This window comes from Teichococcus aerophilus, assembly GCF_014490485.1.
In the GTDB taxonomy this organism is placed as follows: domain Bacteria; phylum Pseudomonadota; class Alphaproteobacteria; order Acetobacterales; family Acetobacteraceae; genus Pseudoroseomonas; species Pseudoroseomonas aerophila.
On the sequence record NZ_JACTVA010000039.1, the window covers coordinates 14,386 to 36,239 of the forward strand.

General features: G+C 68.7%; 19 protein-coding genes and 1 tRNA gene. 9 read left to right on the top strand and 11 right to left on the bottom strand.

The annotated features are described in order from the left end of the window. Positions 1 to 32: 32 nt before the first annotated feature. From queC to queA, 5 genes are read right to left on the bottom strand one after another with little or no spacing between them, the layout of a single operon-like run. A complete protein-coding gene (queC, locus tag IBL26_RS18235) occupies positions 33 to 734 on the bottom strand; it encodes a 7-cyano-7-deazaguanine synthase QueC (RefSeq protein ID WP_187785945.1) in 702 nt (233 codons plus the stop codon). After that, positions 731 to 1,771, bottom strand: a complete 1,041-nt coding sequence (queG, locus tag IBL26_RS18240; protein WP_187785946.1) for a tRNA epoxyqueuosine(34) reductase QueG — start codon at positions 1,769 to 1,771, stop codon at positions 731 to 733. The genes queC and queG overlap by 4 nt, the downstream gene beginning before the upstream one ends. Next, on the bottom strand, positions 1,758 to 2,222 hold the full coding sequence (queF, locus tag IBL26_RS18245; RefSeq protein ID WP_187785947.1) for a preQ(1) synthase: 465 nt from the start codon (positions 2,220 to 2,222) through the stop codon (positions 1,758 to 1,760). The genes queG and queF overlap by 14 nt, the downstream gene beginning before the upstream one ends. Then, on the bottom strand, positions 2,219 to 3,343 hold the full coding sequence (gene tgt / locus IBL26_RS18250; RefSeq protein ID WP_187785948.1) for a tRNA guanosine(34) transglycosylase Tgt: 1,125 nt from the start codon (positions 3,341 to 3,343) through the stop codon (positions 2,219 to 2,221). Before tgt ends, queF begins: the two co-directional genes overlap by 4 nt. Then, positions 3,340 to 4,386: a tRNA preQ1(34) S-adenosylmethionine ribosyltransferase-isomerase QueA gene (gene queA / locus IBL26_RS18255; RefSeq protein ID WP_408901950.1), complete on the bottom strand. Its 1,047-nt coding sequence runs from the start codon at positions 4,384 to 4,386 to the stop codon at positions 3,340 to 3,342. The genes tgt and queA overlap by 4 nt, the downstream gene beginning before the upstream one ends. 232 nt (positions 4,387 to 4,618) lie before the next feature. Here queA and IBL26_RS18260 point away from each other — a divergent pair, with 232 nt between their 5' ends. Continuing rightward, the gene (locus IBL26_RS18260; protein WP_187785949.1) at positions 4,619 to 5,389 is read left to right on the top strand and encodes an SDR family NAD(P)-dependent oxidoreductase; all 771 of its coding nucleotides are present in this window, start codon (positions 4,619 to 4,621) and stop codon (positions 5,387 to 5,389) included. Positions 5,390 to 5,577: 188 nt separating this feature from the next. On the opposite strand, the gene IBL26_RS18265 is transcribed toward IBL26_RS18260, so the two are convergent. Further along, positions 5,578 to 5,958 (bottom strand): RidA family protein, encoded by a 381-nt coding sequence (locus tag IBL26_RS18265; RefSeq protein ID WP_187785950.1) that lies wholly within the window; start codon positions 5,956 to 5,958, stop codon positions 5,578 to 5,580. Positions 5,959 to 6,180: 222 nt separating this feature from the next. Between IBL26_RS18265 and IBL26_RS18270 the strand changes: the two genes are divergently transcribed. Next, positions 6,181 to 7,383, top strand: a complete 1,203-nt coding sequence (locus IBL26_RS18270) for a Zn-dependent hydrolase (RefSeq protein WP_187785951.1) — start codon at positions 6,181 to 6,183, stop codon at positions 7,381 to 7,383. Between the two features lie 240 nt (positions 7,384 to 7,623). Here the strand turns inward: IBL26_RS18270 and IBL26_RS18275 are convergent, their stop codons facing one another. Beyond that, positions 7,624 to 8,304 (bottom strand): Fe2+-dependent dioxygenase, encoded by a 681-nt coding sequence (locus IBL26_RS18275; protein WP_187785952.1) that lies wholly within the window; start codon positions 8,302 to 8,304, stop codon positions 7,624 to 7,626. Between the two features lie 96 nt (positions 8,305 to 8,400). Next, positions 8,401 to 10,608: a TonB-dependent receptor gene (locus IBL26_RS18280; RefSeq protein ID WP_187785953.1), complete on the bottom strand. Its 2,208-nt coding sequence runs from the start codon at positions 10,606 to 10,608 to the stop codon at positions 8,401 to 8,403. Positions 10,609 to 10,993: 385 nt separating this feature from the next. Between IBL26_RS18280 and IBL26_RS18285 the strand changes: the two genes are divergently transcribed. From IBL26_RS18285 to mdoH, 4 genes are all read left to right on the top strand, one after another. Then, positions 10,994 to 12,070: an imelysin family protein gene (locus tag IBL26_RS18285; RefSeq protein ID WP_187785954.1), complete on the top strand. Its 1,077-nt coding sequence runs from the start codon at positions 10,994 to 10,996 to the stop codon at positions 12,068 to 12,070. Between the two features lie 267 nt (positions 12,071 to 12,337). Next, the gene (locus IBL26_RS18290; protein ID WP_187785955.1) at positions 12,338 to 12,964 is read left to right on the top strand and encodes a carbonic anhydrase; all 627 of its coding nucleotides are present in this window, start codon (positions 12,338 to 12,340) and stop codon (positions 12,962 to 12,964) included. Between the two features lie 100 nt (positions 12,965 to 13,064). Next, on the top strand, positions 13,065 to 14,594 hold the full coding sequence (locus tag IBL26_RS18295; protein ID WP_187785956.1) for a glucan biosynthesis protein: 1,530 nt from the start codon (positions 13,065 to 13,067) through the stop codon (positions 14,592 to 14,594). Next, positions 14,582 to 16,732 carry a glucans biosynthesis glucosyltransferase MdoH gene (mdoH, locus tag IBL26_RS18300; protein WP_187785957.1) on the top strand — a complete coding sequence of 717 codons (2,151 nt, stop codon included), beginning with the start codon at positions 14,582 to 14,584 and terminating at the stop codon, positions 16,730 to 16,732. The genes IBL26_RS18295 and mdoH overlap by 13 nt, the downstream gene beginning before the upstream one ends. Before the next feature lie 83 nt (positions 16,733 to 16,815). Here the strand turns inward: mdoH and IBL26_RS18305 are convergent, their stop codons facing one another. Further along, positions 16,816 to 17,097, bottom strand: coding sequence for a hypothetical protein (locus IBL26_RS18305; RefSeq protein ID WP_187785958.1), 282 nt, complete (start codon positions 17,095 to 17,097; stop codon positions 16,816 to 16,818). Positions 17,098 to 17,274: 177 nt separating this feature from the next. Between IBL26_RS18305 and IBL26_RS18310 the strand changes: the two genes are divergently transcribed. After that, a complete protein-coding gene (locus IBL26_RS18310; RefSeq protein WP_187785959.1) occupies positions 17,275 to 18,696 on the top strand; it encodes a M20 family metallopeptidase in 1,422 nt (473 codons plus the stop codon). A 297-nt stretch (positions 18,697 to 18,993) separates the two neighbouring features. Here IBL26_RS18310 and IBL26_RS18315 read toward each other — a convergent pair whose 3' ends face one another. Together IBL26_RS18315 and IBL26_RS18320 are read right to left on the bottom strand one after the other, a co-directional pair. After that, entirely contained in the window at positions 18,994 to 19,326 is a 333-nt protein-coding gene (locus IBL26_RS18315; RefSeq protein WP_187785982.1) for a DMT family transporter, read from the bottom strand. 85 nt (positions 19,327 to 19,411) lie between these two features. Beyond that, positions 19,412 to 19,495 (bottom strand) — tRNA-Leu (locus IBL26_RS18320). Positions 19,496 to 19,775: 280 nt separating this feature from the next. On the opposite strand from IBL26_RS18320, the gene IBL26_RS18325 reads away from it, so the two are divergent. Both IBL26_RS18325 and cysE read left to right on the top strand, forming a co-directional pair. Continuing rightward, positions 19,776 to 20,846, top strand: coding sequence for an acyltransferase family protein (locus IBL26_RS18325; protein ID WP_277817336.1), 1,071 nt, complete (start codon positions 19,776 to 19,778; stop codon positions 20,844 to 20,846). Positions 20,847 to 20,998: 152 nt separating this feature from the next. After that, entirely contained in the window at positions 20,999 to 21,832 is an 834-nt protein-coding gene (gene cysE, locus IBL26_RS18330; RefSeq protein ID WP_187785961.1) for a serine O-acetyltransferase, read from the top strand. Positions 21,833 to 21,854: the final 22 nt, after the last annotated feature.

Sequence of the window (21,854 nt, forward strand, 5' to 3'; positions counted from 1 at the left end):
ATCCGCGTTCCGGGGCGCAGCGGATCCGCGCCTCAGGTGGGCGCTTCGTAGTCCATCCATCCCTTCTCGCGCAATGCGCAAGCCGGGCAGGTGCCGCAGCCATAGCCCCAGGCGTAGCGGCGGGAACGGTCCCCCAGGTAGCAGGTGTGGGTGTCCTCGACGACATCCTCCACCAGCGTCCGGCCGCCGAGCTGCTCCGCCAGCGCCCAGGTTGCGGCCTTGTCGATCCACATCAGCGGCGTGTGGAGCACGAAGCGCTTCTCCATGCCCAGGTTCAGCGCCACCTGCAGTGCCTTGATGGTGTCGTCCCGGCAATCCGGGTAGCCGGAGAAATCCGTCTCGCACACGCCGGTGACGATGTGGCGCAGGCCGCGGCGGTAGGCGAGGGCGGCGGCGAAGGTCAGGAAGATCAGGTTGCGGCCGGGGACGAAGGTGTTGGGCAGCCCGTCCTCCCGCATCGCGATCTCCACCTCGCTGGTCAGCGCGGTGTCGGACATGGCGCCGAGCGCGTCCAGCGCCAGGGTGTGGTCCGGGCCGAGCCTGCCGGCCCAGCGGGGGAAGTGGCGCGTGATGTCATCCCGGAAGGCCTCGCGGCATTCCAGCTCCACCTTGTGGCGCTGGCCGTAGTCGAAGCCGATGGTCTCCACCCGGCCGAAGCGCTCCAGCGCCCAGGCCAGGCAGGTGGCGGAATCCTGTCCGCCGCTGAACAGCACCAGGGCGCCTTCGTTCGTCATCTCGTCTCCAATCGTGAAACGGCCCAGCGGGCCGCGTCGGCCACCACGTCGGCCGGGTCGTCGCAGAGTGAAACGGCCACCTCCCGCAACGCCGGCAGGCCGGAATTGCCGATGGCGACCAGCACGTTCCGCACGAAGCGGTCCCGCCCGATGCGCTTGACCGGGGAGCCGCTGAACAGGGCGCGGAAGGTCGCATCGTCCAACCTGGCCAGCTCCGCCAGCCGGGGCGCGTTCAGGTCCTCCCGCGCCACCAGCCCCGGCTCCTTGCCGTGGCTGGCAAATTTGTTCCAGGGGCAGACGGAGAGGCAGTCGTCGCAACCATAGATGCGGTTGCCCATCGCCGCGCGGAATTCCTCCGGGATGGGGCCTTTATGCTCGATGGTCAGGTAGCTGATGCAGCGGCGGGCATCCAGCTTGTAGGGGCCGATGAAGGCGTCGGTCGGGCAGGCGGTCAGGCAGCGCGTGCACTTGCCGCAATGGTCGGTGTCCGCCGCATCGGGCGCGAGGTCGAGCGTCGTGTAGATCTCGCCCAGGAACAGCCAGGAGCCGAATTCGCGGGAGACGATGTTGGTGTGCTTGCCCTGCCAGCCGAGCCCCGCCTGCTGCGCCAGCGGCTTCTCGGCCACCGGGGCGGTATCGACGAACACCTTGAGCGCGCTGCCGCGCCATTCCTCGACCATCCAGCGCGCCAGCATCTTCAGGCGCTTCTTGACGATGTCGTGGTAGTCCTTGTGGCGGGCATAGACGCTGATGCCGCCCCGGTCCGGCTGGCCGAGGATCGAGAGCGGATCGCTCTCCGGCCCATAATTCATGCCGAGGGCGATGACGGAGACCGCTTCCGGCCACAGCCCCTGCGGGTGGGCGCGCTGTTCCACCCGGTCGGCCATCCAGCCCATCTCGCCGTGCATGCCGGAGGCCAGGAAGGCGTCCAGCCGGGCCCGCACCTCCGGCCCCAGATGCGCCGGCGCGAAGCCGACCGCATCGAAGCCGATCTCCAGCGCTTTCGCGCGGATGAGGGCGGCGTTACCCGCGGCCACGGTAGTTGGGCACGTCCTGCGCCGGAATCCACACGCCGTCCGGCGCCGTGCCGGTCTGCCAGAACACGTCGATCGGGATGCCGCCGCGCGGATACCAGTAGCCGCCGATGCGCAGCCAGACCGGGGAGAGCGTCTCCACCAGCCGCTGGCCGATGCCCACCGTGCAGGCCTCGTGGAAGGCGCCGTGGTTGCGGAAGGAGGTGAGGAACAGCTTCAGGCTCTTGCTCTCGACGATCCACTGGTCCGGCACGTAGTCGATGACCAGGTGGGCGAAGTCCGGCTGGCCGGTCATCGGGCAGAGCGAGGTGAACTCGGGCGCGGTGAAGCGGACGCAGTAGCGCAGCCCGGCATGCGGGGTGGGCACGCGCTCCAGCACCGCTTCCTCCGGGCTGGCGGGCTGCTGCGTGTTCTGGCCCAACATGGTCAGGCCGGAGACATCATGGCTGCTCATGCGGCGATCTCCTGTTTGACGGCCCATTTCGCCTGGATGGATTCGGCCTCCTGGTCGAACCGGCCGGCGAGGATGGCGGCGCGCAGGCGCGCCATCAGGGTCTGGTAGTAACGGATGTTGTGCCAGGTCAGCAGCATCGGCCCCAGCATCTCGCCCGCCTTGAACAGGTGCAGCAGGTAGCCGCGCGAGTGGCGGGTGCAGGCCGGGCAATCGCATTCCGGGTCCAGCGGGCCGGTATCCTCGGCGTGCCTGGCGTTGCGGATGTTCAGGATGCCCTGGCTGGTATAGGCGCGGCCGGTGCGGCCGGAGCGGGTGGGGATGACGCAGTCGAACATATCCACGCCGCGCCGCACGGCGCCGATCAGGTCGCTCGGCGTGCCGACGCCCATCAGGTAGCGGGGGTGGCTTTCCGGCAGCATGTCCACGCAGAAATCCAGCGTGCGGAACATCTCCTCCTGGCCCTCGCCGACGGCCAGGCCGCCGATGGCGTAGCCCTCGAAGCCGATCTCCGTGAGCGACTTCGCGCTCTCCGCCCGCAGATCCTCGAAGGTGCTGCCCTGCTGGATGCCGAACAGCCCGTAGCCCTCCCGCGGCACGAACGCGTCGCGGGAGCGCCTGGCCCACGCCATGGAAAGCCGCATGGCGCGGGTGGCTTCCTCATGGCTCGCCGGGTACTCGATGCATTCGTCGAAGCACATGGTGATATCGGCATCCAGCAGGTGCTGGATCTCGATGCTGCGCTCCGGCGTCAGGCGGAACTTCTCGCCGTTGATGTGGCTCTGGAAGGTGACGCCGTCGCTGTCCATCTTCCGCAGCTTGGACAGCGACATCACCTGGAACCCGCCGGAATCGGTCAGGATCGGGCCGTGCCAGTCCATCATCTTGTGCAGGCCCCCGAGGCGGCCGACGCGCTCGGCCCCCGGGCGCAGCATCAGGTGGTAGGTGTTGCCCAGCACGATATTGGCGCCTGTGGCGCGTACCGCATCCGCCGTCATGGCCTTCACCGTGCCGGCGGTGCCGACCGGCATGAACACCGGCGTCTGCACCGCGCCATGCGCGGTGTGCAGCGTGCCGGCACGCGCCTTGCCGTCATGGCACTGGCAGCTCCAGGACAAGGTCACTTCGCGTTCTCCCGGAACAGCAGGCTGGCATCGCCATAGGAATAGAACCGATAACCGGCATCGACGGCATGGGCATAAGCCTGCCGCATCCGCTCCATGCCGGCGAAGGCGGAGACGAGCATGAACAGGCTGGACTTCGGCAGGTGGAAATTGGTCAGCAGCACATCGGCCGAATGGAAGCGGTGGCCCGGCAGCAGGAAAATGTCCGTCAGCCCCTGGAAAGGATGGACAATGCCGTTGTCATCGACCGCGCTTTCCAGCAGGCGCAATGCCGTGGTGCCGATGGCGACGATGCGGCCGCCCTTCACACGCGTGGCATTGATGGCCGCCGCCGCCTGCGGCGTGATCTCGCCCCACTCGGCATGCAGCTTGTGCGCGCGTGGGTTGTCGGTGCGGATCGGCAGGAAGGTGCCGGCGCCGACATGCAGCGTGACCTCGACCTGCGAGACGCCGCGCGCCGCCAGGGCTTCCACCAGCGCGGGCGTGAAATGCAGGCTCGCAGTGGGGGCGGCGACCGCGCCGGGCTGGCGGGCGAACAGGTGGGTGTAGTCCTCCCGGTCCTGCTCCGTCGGGCCGTCCGGGCGGGCGATGTAGGGCGGTAGGGGCACTTCGCCCGCCTTTTCCAGCGCCGCCGCCAGCAGTGCCTGGTCCGGGCCGAAATCCAGCAGCACGGCGCCGCTATCCTGGCGCTCCACCACGCGCGGGGCGAGCTCGGGCGCGCCCTCAATCGCCAGCACGTCGCCAGCGCGCAGCTTCTTGGCGCCACGCACCAGCGCGTGCCACTGGCCGCCGGCATCGGCGCGGTTCAGCATGATCTCGACCCGCGCCTCGCCCCGGCGCGCATGCAGTCGGGCGGGGATGACGCGGGTGTCGTTCACCACCATCAGGTCGCCGGGCTGCAGCAGGCCTGGCAGGTCCGCCACGCCCATATCCCGCGTGCCGTCCGCGCCCACCACCAGCAGCCGCGCGGAATCCCGCGGCCGGGCCGGCGCCTGGGCGATCAGCGCCTCGGGCAGCGCGAAGTCGAAATCCTCGGCCCGCAGCTCGGGCAGGCCGGTCCCGGTGGGGCCTGGCTCGGTGAGGCCGGGCTCGGAGGGGGCTTGGGTGTCTGACTGGGTCATGGGAATCCGCGGGCGGTAGCGGAGGGGGGCGCGGAAGGCAAGCAGAGCCTTGTCGGGCCAGCGTTGCGCACGGTCTTGCCCGGCCGCCGGGGCCAGCGCAGGCTGGAGCAAAACCACCGGCGCAGGCTGGAGCAAAACCAAGGGGGGAAGCTCAATGATCCGCTACGACTTGCAGGGGAAGCGCGCGCTGGTGACGGGCGGTGCCTCCGGCATCGGGCTGGCCACGGTGCGGATGCTGGCCGGGGCGGGCGCCCGCGTCGCGGTGAACCACCTGCCCGGCGATGCCCGAGCCGAAGCCGTGCTGGCCGATTTGCGCGCCGAGGGCCATGACGTGCTGGCCGCCCCCGGCAATGTCGGCGATGCCACCGAAGGCCCGCGGATGGTGGAGGCGGCGGTGGCGGCGCTGGGCGGGTTGGACTTCCTGGTCAACAACGCGGGCACGCCCGGGACCTCCAGCCTCATCCCACCCACGGCGCTGGACCGGCTAACGGATGAGCTGTGGGAGACGGTGCTGCAGGTGAACCTGCTGGGCGTGTTCCGCTGCGCCAAGGCCGCCGCGCCGGCGCTGATGGCGGGCGGCGGGGCGGTGGTGAACGTCGCCTCGATCGCCGGGATCGACAGCCCCGGCAGCTCCATGGCCTACGGCGCCACCAAGGCGGGCGTCATCAGCCTGACCAAGAATCTGGCCCGCGCCCTGGCGCCCGGCGTGCGCGTCAACGCCGTGGCCCCCGGCGCGGTGGACAGCCCCTGGATGGTGGAGTGGACCGAGGAACGCCGCGCCGCCTCCGCCGCCAAGGCGTTGCTGAAGCGGCGTTGCCAGCCGGAGGACCTAGCCGAGGTCATCCTGTTCCTGCTGGCCGGCGCCGGCATGGTGACGGGCCAGACCCTGGTGGTGGATGGCGGGCTGACGCTGGAAGCGCGGTAGCACCCCGGCCTTTCGTTCGGGCCGGTGATCCAGGCCGCAGGTTGGCCCGACCTGCGGCGATCACGCCCGGTGGCCGGCCCGCGCGCCTAGAGCATGAAGCGTTCACATCCGTTCACGCACCGTGCTCCATGCGTTGGTCTGGTCGCGTGATTCGGGCTTTCGGTGGTTCCACCTCAAGCCACCATGCTCTACCCCACCGCCGCCACGCATTCGATCTCCAGCAGGAAATCCGGCACCGGCAGCGCCTTCACCACCGCGGTGGTGCGGGCGGGGTATGGCGGCGCGCCCAGCCACGCTGCGTAGAGGCGGTTCATCTCGGCGATGTCCTGCTCCCGCGTCAGCAGCACGTTGGTCTTGACGATGCGGCTGCGGTCCGTGCCCGCTTCCGCCAGTACCTTATCCAGGCAGGCCAGCACGGTGCGCATCTGCGCCGGGAAGTCGTCCCTGGCGATGCGCCATTCCTCATCGAACGGTCCCATGCCGGAGACGAACAGCAGATCGCCCACCCGCACGGCGAGCGAGAGCGGCGGCATCTTCTCCGGCTGCGGCGGTGGGAAATGGGTGATCATGGCGCGGCCTCCCTTGAGCGTGATGGCTGGCGGTGAATCATCGAGAAGCCTGAATCACGCGACCCAACGACAGCACTCAGCATGGTGGGTGAACGAAGGTGAGCGCAACATGCTCTGGCATGCGCGCGCATGCTGGCACTGTGGCGCAGATGCGGGAAGCCGTCTTGCCCGCCCACGGCGGACGGCGCAGCATCGCATCTTCCCCACCGCCGGAGCCGCCTGATGCCGCAAGCCGATACCGCCCGCTTCCTCCAGGACCTTCACGACCTGCGCAAGATTGGCGCCTTCAAGACCGGCGTGCATCGGCCGACCTACAGCCCGCAGGATATGGAATCCCGCCAATGGCTGATGGACCGGATGCGGGAGATCGGCCTGGAGCCAAGCATCGACGGCATCGGCAACGTGTTCGGGCGGCACACCGGCCCCGGGCCGCATGTGCTGGCCGGCAGCCATATCGAGAGCCAGAACGAAGCCGGCTGGCTGGATGGCGCGCTGGGCGTGGTCGGCGCGCTGGCCATGGCGCGGGCCGGGCTGCCCGTGGATGTCTGCGCCTTCGCCGATGAGGAAGGGCATTTCGAGGGCGGCTTCCTCGGCAGCAAGTCCATCATCGGCGAACTGCCGGAGGAGGAGATCGACCGCAGCCGCAACCGCACCGACGGCACGCCTTTGCGCGATGCGCTGACGGCCGCCGGCCTGGCCGGCAAGCCGCGCATGCAGATCGATCCGTCCCGCTACAAGGGGTTCTTCGAGATGCATATCGAGCAGGGGACCCAACTGGAGAGCGCCGGGCTGCGCCTCGGCGTCGTCACCGGCATCGTCGCCATCTGGCAGTACCGGCTGGTGGTCGAGGGGCAGCAGGACCATGCCGGCGGCACCACCATGGCGGAACGCAAGGATGCCGGGCTGACGGCCGTGCGCCTGCTGGCCGCCATCGACCGCGAGTTCCCCCGCATCTGTGGTGAGCGCAGCGTCTGGACCACCGGCCGCATCGCGCTGGAACCCGGCGCGCCCAGCATCATCCCCGGCCGGGCCGAGGTGTTGTTCCAGTTCCGCGATGTCTCGACCGACGTGCTGCGTCGGATGGAAGCCGCCTTGCAGATGCTGGTGCGGGAGAGCAACCGGCGCGAACGCTGCCACACCACGCTGGAGATTGTCAGCCGCGCCACGCCGGCGCTGTGCGACCCGGCGATGATGGCGGCGCTGGATGCCGCCGCGGAGGCCCATGCGCCCGGGAAGTGGCAGCGCATGCCCAGCGGCGCCGGGCATGACGCGCAGTACCTGGCGAAGCAGATGCCGGCGGTGATGCTGTTCGTCCCCTCCATCGGCGGCATCAGCCACCATTGGAGCGAGAATACCAGCGACGAGGACCTGGCCCTGGGTTGCCAGGTGCTGGTGGATGGCGCCGCGCGCTTCCTGGCGGGGTGAGGCTCAGGGAGAGGGAGGAAGGCTGGGGAAGGAATTCCCCAGGCCCCTTCTTCTTTCTATCAGTTTAGCGGCACGTCGGCGGGCAGAGGCCGGCCCGCCGATCATCCGCCGGAGGCTATGATCCTGGCCGGCTGCCACACCGCACCGGCCTCCAGCCCCACGCCAAACTCGAAAAAAGAAAAGAAGGGGCCCGGGGAATTCCTTCCCCGGCCTTCTTCCAAACGCCGCAGGGACGTCGCGCTACATCTCCACCCATTGCCGCAGCAGGTTGTGGTAGGCAGCGGTGAGGGAGAGGACGCCGGGGTGGTCGTCCGGCAGATCGGCCCGCGTCTGGCGGATGCCGTTATCCAGTTCGTAGAGCAGGCGGCGCTGGCCGTCGTCCTTCACCATAGATTGGGTCCAGAAGAAGCAACCCCAACGGCTGCCGCGCGTCACCGGCGTTACGCTGTGCAGGCTGGTGGCGGGATAGAGCACCAGGTCACCGGCGCCCAGCTTCACCGCCTGGGTGCCGTAGGTGTCCTCGATCACCAGCTCCCCGCCATCGTACTCCTCCGGCGGGGTGAGGAAGAGGGTGGAGGAGACGTCGGTGCGGAGGCGCCCGCCGCCCGGCACGTGGCGGATGGCGTTATCCACATGCGCACGGAAGGTCATGCCGGTGTCATAGCGGTTGAACATCGGCGGATAGACCCGCAGCGGCAGCGCGGCGGAGGTGAAGGTCGGGTTGCGGCCCAGGGCACGCATCACCACCTCGCCCAGCTCCCGCGCCTGGGCGGAGTTTTCCGGCACCTGGAGGTTCAGCTTGGCTTTGGCCGATTGCTCGCCGGCGGTGGCGCGGCCGTCGATCCACTGCGCCGCCTCCAGCACCTGGCGGCAATGCGCGACCTCGGCCGACGTGAGAAGCTGGGGGATGCGGATCAGCATGCGCGGACTGCCCTGGCGAGATGAAAACGGCAACGGGGCCTCGCGGCCCCGTGGTAGCGGCAGGTGCCGCCATGCCGGGGCATGGCGGCACCAGTCTTAGAACTCGGCGTTGACCGAGACCAGCACGGTACGGCCCGGGGAGGGCAGCACGCGGGTGCCGAAAAGTGCGTTGTAGTTACGCTCGTCGGTCATGTTGTAGCCATTGACCTGCACGCGCAGGCTGTCGTTGATGCGGTGGGACGCCATCAGGTCGATGGAGAAGTTCTGCGGCGCCTGCGCGGTGTTGGCCGCGTTCAGGTACACCTTGTCGCGCCAGGTGAAGCCGCCGCCCAGCGTCAGGTTCCAGGGCTCGTTGCGGTTGATCTCGTAGGAGGTCCACAGCGCTGCGGCGTGCTCGGGCACATACTGCACCCGCTTGCCCACATTGGCGGCGGTGCCGGAGCTGCGGGTCTCGCTATCCATATAGGTGTAGTTGGCGTTGATGGTCCAGGCCGGGGTGATGCGGCCGGTGATGCCGATCTCCGCGCCCTGGTTCCGCTGCTCGTCGGAGGATAGGGTGGCAATGCCGGTCAGCGGGTCGACATCCTGTGCGTTTTCCTTCTCGATGCGGAAGATCGCGCCGTACACGCCCAGGCGGTCCTGCGGCAGCAGGCTGACCTTGCCGCCCAGCTCATAGATCGTGTTGCGTTCCGGATCGTAGTTATCGCGGAAGCCGCCCACGGTGGAGGGCTGGGTGAAGAACAGCGAGCCCGGCGGGGTCGAGGAAGTGGAGTAGCTGGCGTAGTAGGTCTGCTGCGGCGTCGGCTGCCAGATCAGCGCGGCGCGCGGGTCGACCGAGGTGGTCTCGCCGCTCAGGTTGCTGGTCAGCGGCTGGCCCGGCGTGCCGGCGGTGTACTCGACCTCGTAGCGGGTGACGCGCACGCCGCCGAGGATGGAGAGTTCCGGCAGCAGCCACACGCGGTCGGCCAGGAAGGCGCCATAGGCGGTCGTCTCACCATGGCGCTTGTTGCTGGCGCCGGTCAGCGCGCGCTGCAGGTCCTGGTCCGTCGGGCGCATGCTGGTCACGCGGGTGGTGGTGTAGCCATAGCCGGTGCGGTCGGTATCCTCGTGCCAGATATCGATGCCGCCGGTCAGCTCATGCCGCAGCGGGCCGGTGGTGAAGCGCGCGGTGGCGGTGGTGACGTTCTGGATCGCCCAGCTCTGCTGCGAATACGGGTTGCCGGCGCCGCTGGGCGTCACGGCCGGGTTGCCGCCGCGGACGAAGCTGGTGGCGCAGGCGGCATCGCAGCCCGGGATGGCGTAGGCGAAGTCCCGGTCCACCCAGGTGGCGCGGGTGTCGTTGCTGATGGTCAGCCAGTCATTGGCCTCGTGGTTCAGGCGGGCGGTGACGCGGTCCACCTGCACCTGGTCCCGGTCGTTCATCGAGCCGTACCAGGTGCTGCGCGGCAGGCCGTACTCGGTGGCCGGGCGCCCGATGGTCTGGCCCTGCGGGGTGATGACCGGGATGCCGGCATCGCTCGGCACGTCGTATTCGTAGTGGACGTACTCGACCGAGAAGGTGGTGTTGGTGCCCAGGCCGAAGGCGATGGAGGGCGCCACGCCCCAGCGGGTGCCGTTGGGCGTGTCGCGGTCCACCGTGCGGCTGGACTGGCCCATGATGTTCAGGCGGATCGCGGTGCTCTCGCCGATCTGCTGGTTCAGGTCCAGCGTGCCGCGCGCGAAGGGACCCATGCCGCCGGTGACGTTGCCGCCATAGCTGTTACCCAGATGCGGCGTGCGGCTGCCGATGGCCACGGCGCCGCCGACCGAGCCGGTGCCGAAGGCGAAGCCGGACGGGCCCTTGATGACCGAGACATCTTCATAGGTGAAGGCATCGCGCTGGTAGGCGCCGAAGTCGCGCAGGCCATCCACGTAGATGTCGTTCTGGGCGCTGAAGCCGCGGATGCGGATCTGGTCGCCGTTGACGCCGCCATTGCCCTCGCCGATCGAGACGGTGATGCCGGGGACATTGCGCAGCGCCTCTTCAAGCGTCGTGACGTTCTGCTGCTCCAGAACCTCGCGCGGGATGACGTTGATGGTCTGGGGCGTGTCCTGCACGCTGCCGGGCATGCGGTTGACGGGGGCGGCGCGGCGCAGCGTGTTGGCCGGCGCCTGCGCCTGCACGTCCACCGTGGGGAGGGTGGTGACGGTGCCGTCGGAGGCCGGGACACCCTGGGCGGATGCGCCGCCTGGCAGCGTCATGGCGATGCCAGCCATCATGGCGGCGGGGGATACGCCCCGCGCCAAGCCCTTACGAACGGTCATGGGAAGCCTCATGGATGAGAATGTTTCTCATTATGAGTTGCAATTGAACCTACGGCAACGGCTCCGCTGCATCTCGCGGCGGGTGTCACCGCAGGGCAACACTGGGCATCTATCCAGCGCAGGGCAGGGGATATCCGGTGCCGGCGCGCAACGACAGGCCGCATCGGCCATCATGCGTCCGGCGGCCAAGGTCGCGCTCTGAAGCGGCAGGGCGTGGTGATGTGGGAATCGGCGCGGCGGGCGGCGGGCTCTTCACGGGATGTTCGGCCTGCGCTGGCATCTTGTCGCATGATAGGACAGGCTGTCCGCCGCCGAGACCGCACCGCCAGATCCCGCCCACCGCCCGCCGGAAGGTGCTGCCCGCCTTCCTGGAGTTGCCCCTTCGATGCACCGCCGCCACCTGCTGCTCGCCGCGCCTGCCCTGCTGCTGGCGGCGCCTGCCCGCGCCGCGCCGGATGACGCCGCCTTCCGCGCGCTGAACAAGGCGGTGGTGGAGGGATCGATCCTGCCCGGCTACCGCGCCTTCGCCACCGCGACCACCAGCTTCGCCGGCGCCCTGGCCGCCCTGGCGAAATCCCCGGCCGAGCCGGCGGCGCTGGCCGGCGCGCGCAAGGGCTTCACCGAATCCATGCTGGCCTGGCAGGGCGTGCAGCACCTGCGCTTCGGCCCGGCCGACCTGTTCAGCCGCCACCAGCGCGTGCAGTTCTGGCCGGACCCGGAGGATACGATCGGGCGCGACCTGGCCGAAGCCATCGCGCGGCGGGACGCCACCTTGCTGGACGTGCGGCCGAATGCGCTGACCAACGTGACCACGCTGGGCCTGCCGGCGGCGGAGCGCCTGCTGTTCGGGGAGGAAGCCGCCGCGCGGCTGGCCGCCGCCGATGCGGAGGCCGCCTATCGCGCGGCGCTGCTGGGCGCCATCGGCGGTACCCTGGCCGCCATTGCCCGGGACACGATGGAAGGCTGGACCAGCGGCGAGAACCCCTATGCCGCCGTGATGATCGAGCCCCGAGCCCCCTATGCCGAGCCGAAGGACGCCACGGTGGAACTGGCACGCGCACTGTTCTGGGCGGTGGAAGGCGTCGCCGGCCGCAAGCTGGCGCGGGCGCTGGAGGCCGGGCAACCGCGCCTGCTGGAATCGTGGCGCAGCGGCCTCTCCGGCCAGAACCTCGCCGTCAACATGGCGGCGGCGCGGCAGGCCTATGCCCCCGGCTTCGCCACGGCGCTGGAGAAGGCCGGGCAGAAGGACCTGGCCGCCCAGCTGACGGCGGGGTTCGAGGCCGCCGTGGCCGCAGCCAATGCCCTGCCCCTGCCGCTGGAAGGCATGATCGCTGACCCGGCGCGGCGCGAACCGGTCGAGGCGCTGCGGCGGGAGGCGGAGGGGCTGAAGGCGCTGCTGGGCCAGCCCTTAGCGGCGGCGTTGGGCATCCCGCAGGGCTTCGGGGCGCTAAGCCAGGATTGAAGCGGAACCGCCAAGCGCGGCATTGGCCACGGCCGGGCCACGGTTGAACGCCACCACTGTATGAACGGCGCGGGGGTGGCTTCACCCCAGCCATTGCTGCTGGCGCATGGCACCGCGCCGGGCACCGCCCTTTTCCTGGCCGGTGGCGTGTTCTAGATCGCGCTGGTCTCCAGAGACCGCGTCCGACCCTGGGCGGAATGCCCCCTGGCATCCGCCGCATCGGCGCGGCTCCGGCGACAGTTTCGCATTTCGCAGGAACAGATGGTCATGGCACAGCAGGATTCCGGCTTCGAAGCCCTCGTGGCTGGCTACCACCAATTCCGCGAGGATGTCTGGCCCGAGCGGCGCAAGCTGTTCGAGGAACTGGCGCAGAACGGCCAGAAGCCGCGCGCGCTGGTCATCTCCTGCTCCGACAGCCGGGTGGACCCTGCCATGGTCTTCGGCGCCGCCCCCGGCGAGCTGTTCATCATCCGCAACGTCGCCAACCTGGTACCGCCCTACGAGCCGGACGGGCAGTACCACGGCACCTCCGCCGCGCTGGAATTCGCGGTCCGGGTGCTGGAGATTCCGCGCGTCATCATCCTCGGCCACGCCATGTGTGGCGGCGTACACGCTTTGTTGAACGGATTTCCCAGCACGGCGAAGGATTTCGTCGCGCCGTGGATGCAGATCGCCAACACCGCCCGTGCCCGCGCGCTGGCCTGCGACCGGGGAGATGCGCAGACGGCGTGCGAGGAGGAGACGGTGAAGCTCTCGCTCCGGAATCTCGTGACTTTCCCGTGGGTGGCGGAGCGGGTAGCGGAGGGCCGCCTCTCGCTGCACGGCGGCAGCTTCGATATCCGCACCGGCGTTCTCTCCATGCTGGGCGATGATGGAAACTTTCGCCCAGCTTGAGCATTGCTTTAGTGGCCTGCCGTATTAACGGCGGGCTTTTGCCGCAACTTCGCCCTGCGCCGCGAGTTGGCTGGCAGCCTGAGAGAGGGGTCCCATCGACGTGAATCGCCGCAACGCATTGCTGGCAACTTTGTCGCTTTCCACCATCTTCCTGGCGGAGGAGACAGCGCATCTGTCCGAGGCCCACGCGGCTGCCCCGGGGGAGATGCCCTTCGACGCCGGTACGGTGCGGGAGGCGGCGCGCGCCCTGGCCAACGCCCCCTACAAGGCGCCCGGCGAAAGCCTGCCCGGCCCCCTGAGCGACCTGAGCTACGACCAGTACCGTAACATCCGCTTCCGCCCGGACCAGGCCCGCTGGCGGCCGGAAGGCCTGCCCTTCCAAATGCAGATGTTCCACCGTGGCTTCCTCTACAAGCCGCGGGTGGAGATGTTCGAGGTGTCGGAGGGGATCGCCCGCCCCATCCCCTACAGCCCCGACCTGTTCAATTTTCAGGACGTGCCGCGCGCGCCGAACGAGGATCTGGGCTTCGCCGGCTTCCGCCTGCACGGCCCGATCAACCGGCTGGACTACTATGACGAGATCTGTGCCTTCCTCGGCGCCAGCTATTTCCGCGCGCTCGGCAAGGGGCAGATCTACGGCTTGTCCGCACGCGGCCTGGCGCTGAACACGGCGGATGCGAAGGGCGAGGAATTCCCGCTGTTCCGCAGCTTCTGGGTGGAAAAGCCGCGGGAGGGCGTCAACGCCATCACCGTGCACGCGCTGCTGGATAGCCCTTCCTGCGCCGCCGCCTTCCGCTTCGCCATCCGCCCCGGCGTGACCACGGTGTTCGACGTGGAATCCACTGTGTTCCCGCGCACCGATATCACCACTGTGGGCGTGGCGCCGCTGACCAGCATGTTCTGGTTCTCCCCGCTGAACTCCACCGGGCGCGACGATTGGCGCCCGGCGGTGCACGACAGCGACGGCCTGCTGATGCTGACAGGGCGGGGGGAGCGGATCTGGCGTTCGCTGAACAACCCGCGTGACCTGCAGATTTCGGTGTTCGGGGACGTCAATCCGCGCGGCTTCGGCCTGATGCAGCGCCGGCGGGACTTCCATAGCTACGAGGATCTGGAAGCCCGCTACGAGAAGCGCCCTAGCCTGTGGATCGAGCCCATCGGCGATTGGGGCGAGGGCGCGGTGCACCTGATCGAGATCCCGACCAACAGCGAGATCCACGACAACACCGTGGCGTTCTGGCGGCCGAAAGACCCGCTGAAGGCCAAAGGCGAGTATCGCTACACGTTCCGCATGCACTGGTGCAGCGAGGCGCCGGTGGACCCCGCCATTGGCCGCATTACCTCCGCGCGCTCCGGCGCCGGGCCGCAGCAGGGCACGCGCTACGTGGTACTGGATGCCGAAGGCGGCGCGCTGCGCGACCTGCCGGCCGATGCCACCCCGCGATTGCTGGTGACATCCAGCCAGGGCGAGATCCGCAACCCCGTGGCCTATCGCAACCCGGAGACCAATGGCTGGCGCATCGCCTTCGAGCTGGCACCCGGTGACGCACGCTCGATCGAGCTGCGGGCCGAGCTGAAGGGCGGGCCCGCCGCCCTGGCCGAGACCTGGCTGTATCGATGGACGGCGTAAGCGGCCAGCCTGCCTGGCGGGCCCTGCCGCCGGAAGCGCCGATGGAGATGCCGGTGCAGTCGCTGCGGGCCCGCCCGCAGCGGCGCGCCGGCGGCATGCCCTCCCGCCCCATGGCCAGTTGGCTGCGGCGATTCATCGTCATCGGTGGCGCCATCCTGCTGACGCTGTTCGCGGCGCGCGAGATGTCGCTGGTGTTGAACAGCGGCAAGCCCACGGCGCTGGAAGCCATCGTGCTGGTGCTGTTCGTGGTGCTGTTCGCCTGGATCGCGCTGTCCTTCGTCAGCGCGCTCTGCGGCTTCGTGCGCCTGCTGCTGGGGCCGGACCGCCGCCTGGGCATCCAGCCCGACGGGCCGCCGCCGATCCCACAGGGCGTCACCGCCCTGCTGATGCCGACCTATAACGAGGACCCGTCCCGGGTGATGTCCGGGCTGCAGGCCATCCATGCCTCGCTGGTCGCCGCCGGGGCGTCGGACCGCTTCCATATCTTCATCCTCAGCGACAGCACCGACCCCGCCGCCTGGGTGGCGGAGGAAGCGGCCTTCCTGGATTTGCGCCGCCGCACGGGCGACGAGCAGCGGATCTTCTACCGCCGCCGCCCGAAGAACCTGGAGCGCAAGGCCGGCAACATCGCCGAATGGGTGCGCCGCTGGGGCGCCGCCTATCCGCAGATGCTGATCCTGGATGCCGACAGCGTCATGGAAGCCGACACCATCCTTCGCCTAGCCGATGCGATGGAGCGGCACGAGGATGTCGGGCTGATCCAGACCCTGCCGATCATCACCGGCGGCAACACGCTGTTCGCCCGCATGCAGCAATTCGCTGGGCGGGTGTACGGGCCACTGATCGCCGAGGGCATCGCCTGGTGGCATGGCGCGGAAGGCAATTACTGGGGCCACAACGCCATCATCCGCACGGAGGCCTTCGCGAGCGCCGGCGGCCTGCCGGACCTGAAGGGCCGCAAGCCCTGGGGCGGCCACATCATGAGCCACGACTTCGTCGAGGCCGCGCTGATGCGCCGCGCCGGCTGGGCCATCCACATGGTGCCCTGGCTGCGCGGCAGCTACGAGGAAAGCCCGCCCTCGCTGATGGACCTCGCGGTGCGGGACCGCCGCTGGTGCCAGGGCAACCTGCAGCACATGGCGGTGCTGCCGACGCGCGGGCTTCATTTCGTCAGCCGGCTGCATCTGCTGACCGGTATCGGCAGCTACATCACCGCGCCGATCTGGCTGTTGTTCTTGCTGGCGGGCGTGCTGCTCTCCCTGCAGGCGCGCTTCATCCGGCCGGAATATTTCCCGGCCGGGCCCAGCCTGTTCCCGGAATGGCCGACGGTCGACCCGGTGCGCGCCATGTGGCTGTTCATCGGCACCATGTCCCTGTTGCTGGCGCCGAAGCTGCTGGCCTGGATCGCGCTGCTGTTCCATCCCAGTGACCGGCGCGGCTGCGGCGGTGCCTTCCGCACCCTGGTCTCCATGCTGCTGGAAACCCTCATCGCTGGCCTGCTGGCGCCGGTGACGATGCTGACGCAGTCCTACGATGTCGTCTCCATCCTGATGGGGCGCGATTCCGGCTGGTCGGCGCAGCGGCGCGACGATGGCAGCATGCCCTTCGGCCAGATCGTTCGGCTGTACTGGCGGCATACGATGTTCGGCCTGGTGTTCGGCGGTATCGCCTGGCTGGTTTCGCCCTACTTGGCGCTGTGGATGTCGCCGGTTGTGCTGGGCCTGGCGCTGGCAATCCCGCTGGCGTCGCTGACCGCACGCTCCAGCCTCGGGCTGGGGCTGCGCCGCATGGGCCTGCTGCTGGTGCCGGAGGAATCCGCGACGCCGCGTGTGCTGACCGACGCCGTCGCCTTCCGGCGGGAGCGGGACTCTGCGCCGCCGCTGCCCACTCCTGCCGCGCTGTTTGAGCAGCCGACGCTGCTGGAGGCGCATCGCAACATGCTGCCCCCACCGCGCCGGCCGCGCCAGGACCCGTTCGACGCCACGCTGCTGGTTGGCCTGGCGAAGGTGGAGGAGGCGCAGAGCCTGGATGAAGCGCTGCACCATCTCGGCCGTGCCGAACTGGCGGCCGTGCTGGCCGATGCCGGCGGCGTCGCCCGGCTGGAAGCGCTAAGTGGACAGGCGCTCACCGCCGGCTGACGACGACGGCGCCGGGGATGTGTCCCGGCCACGCCATCAGGAACCAGAAGGCCGGGACATCGCTGTCCCGGCCTTCTTGTATTTCAGGCGGCCACCCGTTGCGCTGCGTTATTTGCGGCCGCGACAGTCGCGCCATAGGCCTGCTGCACCGCCTGCACCACGATGCGGGATACGGCGCCATCCTGCACGGGCGTTGCGGGCGCCGCGATGGCGGGCAGGTGCGTCATGCCGGACGGCGCCGCGCGCTGCGGCTGGGCGACGGCGGCGACCGCCTGTTCCGCCTGCCGCGCACTGGCATGGTAGCCCTGGATGGCGGAGAGGCAGGCTGACATCAGCCCGCCGGGGGTACTGGCGCTCGCGATCATGCTCGTATTCCTTCACGATATCCCGGCCCGCTCTCGCTGCGTGATCCGTGTTTCCAAAATACGGGACAATCCTTAAGGCATGGTAAATTGGGCTGCCCCCGCCTCGACAAGCCCGGCCGACGGACGCACTTTGCTGCGGCACCCCTGCCTGCCCTTCTTGTCCAAGAGGAACGTCCCATGCGGAACACCGAAGAAATCTGGCGCCTGGTCGATGAACGCCAGCAGCCTTTCATCGAGCTGAGCGACACCGTCTGGGGCATGCCTGAACTGGCCTATAATGAGCACCAGTCGGTCGCCGAGCATAAGAAGGTGCTGGACGCCCAGGGCTTCCGCATCACCGAGAACGTCGCCGGCATCCCCACCGCCATCATGGGCGAGGCGGGCGAGGACGGTCCGGTCATCGCCATCCTCGGCGAGTACGACGCGCTGCCCGGCCTGTCCCAGGAAGCCGGCGTGGCCGAGCACCGGCCAATCCCCGGCGATGGCCACGGCCATGGCTGCGGCCACAACCTGCTCGGCTCCGGCGCCATGCTGGCCGCCGCGGCGGTGAAGGACTACCTCGCGCAGAACGGCATCAAGGGCCGCGTCCGCTACTACGGCTGCCCGGCCGAGGAAGGCGGCGCCGCCAAGGCGTTCATGGTGCGCTCCGGTGCCTTCAAGGACGTGGATATCGCCATTTCCTGGCACCCGGCGCCGTTCGCGGCGGTGAACGAGGCCAACTCGCTGGCCAATACCCGTATCGATTTCACCTTCGTCGGCCGTTCCTCCCACGCCGCCGCCGCGCCGCATCTGGGCCGCTCCGCGCTGGATGCGATCGAGCTGATGAATGTCGGCGTCAACTACATGCGCGAGCACATGCCGAGCGACGCGCGCATCCACTACGCCTATCTCGATGCTGGCGGCATCGCGCCGAACGTCGTGCAGGGTAAGGCCACCATCCGCTACCTGGTCCGCTCCAACGACCTGCCCGGCCTGCGCTCGCTGGTCGAGCGCGTCCGCAAGATCGCCGATGGCGCCGCGTTGATGACGGAGACCACCGTCACCACCAAGACCGTCTCCGCCGTCTCCAACCTGCTCGGCAACACGCCGCTGGAGCGGGCGATGCAGAACAACCTGGACCGGCTCGGTCCGCCGCCCTTCGACGATGCCGACCGCGCCTTCGCCGCCGAGATCCAGAAGACCCTGAGCGACGAGGACATCGCCAGCGCCTTCAAGCGCATGGGCGTACCGGTGCGGAAGGGCGTGCCGCTGGCCGACGAGATCATCCCGCTGGAAGCCAAGGGCGCGGCCATGGTCGGCTCCACCGACGTGGGCGACGTCTCCTGGGTCGTGCCGACGGTACAGGCGCGCGGCGCCACCTACGCCATCGGCACGCCGGGCCATTCCTGGCAGCTGACGGCGCAGGGCAAGTCGCCGCTCGCGCACAAGGGCATGGTGCATGTGGCCAAGATCATGGCCGGCGTCGCCGTCGATGCGCTGACCGACCCGAAACTGATCGAGGCGGCGCAGGCCGACCTCGCTGCCCGCACGGCCGAGAACCCCTATGTCTGCCCGCTGCCGGACGACCTGCAGCCGCCGATCCACATGGGCAAGAAGTAGGCGGGGCAGGGACTCGAGCCTGCCAACACGAGTCCTGGACAGGCGGCTACCGTGCCCTGATCTGGGCTCAAGCGCTTGGGAGGCTAGGCGCCGCTCACCTGGACAGGGGAAAGGCCGGGGGAAGGAATTCCACCGGACCCCCATTTTTTCTGCGAGTTGGGCGGGGCCACGCACTGCAATGGCGGAGGCGGAGGCCAGGGCCTTGGGTGAGCGATGTCTGCCGAAGCGTCGGGCTGAAGCATCCAGAGCCTGGAAGGACCGCGGCCGTGGAGACGCTGTCTCCGGCTGCCGCAGCCGTCAGTGGCTGGCGGTCTTCGAGAACAGGTTCACGATCAGCACGCCAACCAGGATGAAGCTGAGGCCGACCACCGCCGGCAGGTCCAGTTTCTGCCCGAACACCACCCAGCCGATGATCGAGATCAGCACGATCCCCAGCCCGCTCCAGATGGCATAGGCCACGCCGACCGGGATGCCCCGGAGCGCGAGAGAGAGGAAATAAAACGCTCCCGCATAGCCCACCGCCATCAACACCGTCGGCCCCAGCCGGGTGAATTGCTGCGACGCCTGCAAGGCGGAGGTCGCCATCACCTCCAGCGCGATGGCGGCCAGCAACGGCAGGTAGATCTTCAGCAAGGGGGATGTTCCAGAAGCGGGCGGCGGGAAGCGACGGTTGGCTCTGTGCCGCCTGGCGGCCGCGTCTTCACTGGAGAAAAGGTGGTACCCGTGGCCAGACTCGAACTGGCATGCCGTTAAGCAAACGATTTTGAGTCGTTCGTGTCTACCATTCCACCACACGGGCAAGTGCTGGAGCGCACGGTACCCGGCTGAGCCCGGCAACGCGCGGTGCCGATTTACGCTGCCCGCGCTCAGTTCGCAAGCCATGCGACCCGCCTTTCCAACGCCGAAGGCGTCTGCGATGAATCAGGCTCACGGCACCGACACGCCGGCAATAAACGCGCAGATTCTGGCGAACTGTTAAGAAAAAGCAGTATTGCGGTGTGGACCACTGCTTGCCGTCAATATCGTCCCATGCGAAGACTTGGGCGTAATTGATGCGTCATCGAACCAACAGGCAGGCTATGGGTCGAGAAAACGGGTTTACGGCTCTGCGGCTCTTCGCTGCGATCCTAGTGCTGATCACGCACAGCTACAGCCTGGCTGCCGAGGCACAGGACCCGGTGATGAAGCTGACCGCGCTGCTCCCTGCCAGCACCTTGGGCGTGGACATGTTCTTCGCCATCAGCGGCTTTCTGATCTGCGCTTCCCTCAAGCGCCAGCCTACCTACGGCAGCTTCCTGAGGAACCGCCTGTTGCGGATCATGCCGGCGCTGGCGGTGCTCTGCGTCATCACCGTTTTTGTGGCCGGGCCGCTGCTCACCAACTCCAACCGCTATTGGCACGACGAGCAGACCTTGGCCTATCTGTGGAATGCCACGATCTATGTGTGGCAGCCCTTCCTGCCCGGCGTCTTTACCGGGAACCTGACGCCTGTCGTCAATGGCTCCCTCTGGACCCTGGCAATGGAGGCCACCTGCTATCTTGTGCTGTTGCTCTTCGCATGGTCAGGGGCGCTCAACCGCCGCGGCCTGGCCGTGCTGCTGGCCGCCACCTATATGTTGCATGTCTATGAGGTATTCCCGCGGGGGCTGATCCTCTTCGGCTATTCCGGCGGCATGGAGGTGTATCACCTCAACCGCTTCCTGCTGCTGTTCGCCGGCGGGGCCTTCATTAGCCTGATCGGGCGCTCCTGGGCCGTGTCCTGGCCGGTTACCGTGATCACCGGCGCGCTGGTGCTGCTCGCGTTCTATCGTGGGCAGGAGGATTGGCGGAACTTCATGCCCATCTACCTGCCGGTCTGGCCCTGGTTCGTCATCAGTCTGGCCTACCGCCTGAAGCGCCTCAGCCGGCTGGATGGCTTCGATGCATCTTACGGCATCTACCTCTACAGCTTCCCGATCCAGCAGGCCTTCGTGCAACTCAGCCACCAGACGATCACACCCGGTATGCTGACCTTGCTGGCGCTGCCACTGACCCTCGTATTCGCCTTCCTCTCCTGGTTCCTGGTGGAAAAGCCTGCCCTGTCCCTGAAGGGCGGATTGCCTGCACCGCCGAGGCCCGCCGTCCCGCCGACGACGGCCCTGGCTTCCTGAGGGGTGGAGCCATGACCAAGCGGCCATTGTATGGCCCGGGCCAGGACATGCTATAGGGCGGGCAAGGGACTTCGCGTCCATCCGGCCCTGGCTGCCCGCATCGTCCGCTCGCGACGCGGGGTTGTCCGGTCCGCCCCCAAAAGGCTGCCGCCATGACCAAGCACGCGCCGCACGAACCCGAGACCGAGATCCATGCCTCCGGCATGGCGGCGCTGGACCCGGTCTGGAGCCGTATCCGTCGCGAGGCTGAGGACGCGGCACGGCGCGAGCCGGAGCTGGCCGGCTTCCTGCACGCCACCCTGCTGCAGCACGAGACACTGGAAAGCGCCCTGGCCAGCCGCGTCGCCGACCGGCTGGACCATTCCGACTTGCCCGCCACGCTGCTCCGCCGCAGCATGGAACGTGTGCTGGCCGAGGCCGGGCACGGCCTGGCCATCCGCGCCGACATCATGGCGGTGCTGGACCGGGACCCGGCCACCCAGCGGGCGCTGGAGCCGCTGCTGTACTACAAGGGCTTCCACGCCCTGGCGACGCACCGCCTGGCCCATTCCCTGTGGAACGAGGGGCGGCGGGACTTCGCCTTCTGGCTGCAATCGCGCTGCTCCGTGGTGTTCCAGACCGATATCCACCCAGCGGTCCGCATTGGCCGTGGCATCTTCCTCGACCACGCCACCGGGCTGGTGGTGGGGGAGACGGCGGTGATCGAGGACGATGTCTCCCTGCTGCAGGGCATCACCCTCGGAGGCACCGGCAAGGAGCATGACGACCGCCACCCCAAGATCCGCCGCGGCGTGCTGATCGGCGCCGGCGCCAAGGTGCTGGGCAATATCGAGGTCGGCGCCTGCGCCCGCATCGCCGCCGGGTCCGTCGTGCTGAAATCGGTGCCCTCGGGCTTTACCGTGGCCGGCGTGCCGGCGCGGGTGGTGGGGCAGGCGGGCTGCGCGGAGCCCTTCCGCTCCATGGACCAGACCCTGGACGGGGTTTAACCGCAACGCATCTTGCCCCGGC

Coding starts and splice junctions, on each gene's coding strand:
- queC (WP_187785945.1), bottom strand. CDS start 734: ATGACGAACGAAGGCGCCCTGGTGCTGTTCAGCGGCGGACAGGATTCC.
- queF (WP_187785947.1), bottom strand. CDS start 2,222: ATGAGCAGCCATGATGTCTCCGGCCTGACCATGTTGGGCCAGAACACG.
- IBL26_RS18260 (WP_187785949.1), top strand. CDS start 4,619: ATGATCCGCTACGACTTGCAGGGGAAGCGCGCGCTGGTGACGGGCGGT.
- IBL26_RS18265 (WP_187785950.1), bottom strand. CDS start 5,958: ATGATCACCCATTTCCCACCGCCGCAGCCGGAGAAGATGCCGCCGCTC.
- IBL26_RS18270 (WP_187785951.1), top strand. CDS start 6,181: ATGCCGCAAGCCGATACCGCCCGCTTCCTCCAGGACCTTCACGACCTG.
- IBL26_RS18275 (WP_187785952.1), bottom strand. CDS start 8,304: ATGCTGATCCGCATCCCCCAGCTTCTCACGTCGGCCGAGGTCGCGCAT.
- IBL26_RS18280 (WP_187785953.1), bottom strand. CDS start 10,608: ATGACCGTTCGTAAGGGCTTGGCGCGGGGCGTATCCCCCGCCGCCATG.
- IBL26_RS18285 (WP_187785954.1), top strand. CDS start 10,994: ATGCACCGCCGCCACCTGCTGCTCGCCGCGCCTGCCCTGCTGCTGGCG.
- IBL26_RS18290 (WP_187785955.1), top strand. CDS start 12,338: ATGGCACAGCAGGATTCCGGCTTCGAAGCCCTCGTGGCTGGCTACCAC.
- mdoH (WP_187785957.1), top strand. CDS start 14,582: ATGGACGGCGTAAGCGGCCAGCCTGCCTGGCGGGCCCTGCCGCCGGAA.
- IBL26_RS18305 (WP_187785958.1), bottom strand. CDS start 17,097: ATGATCGCGAGCGCCAGTACCCCCGGCGGGCTGATGTCAGCCTGCCTC.
- IBL26_RS18310 (WP_187785959.1), top strand. CDS start 17,275: ATGCGGAACACCGAAGAAATCTGGCGCCTGGTCGATGAACGCCAGCAG.
- IBL26_RS18325 (WP_277817336.1), top strand. CDS start 19,776: ATGGGTCGAGAAAACGGGTTTACGGCTCTGCGGCTCTTCGCTGCGATC.
- cysE (WP_187785961.1), top strand. CDS start 20,999: ATGACCAAGCACGCGCCGCACGAACCCGAGACCGAGATCCATGCCTCC.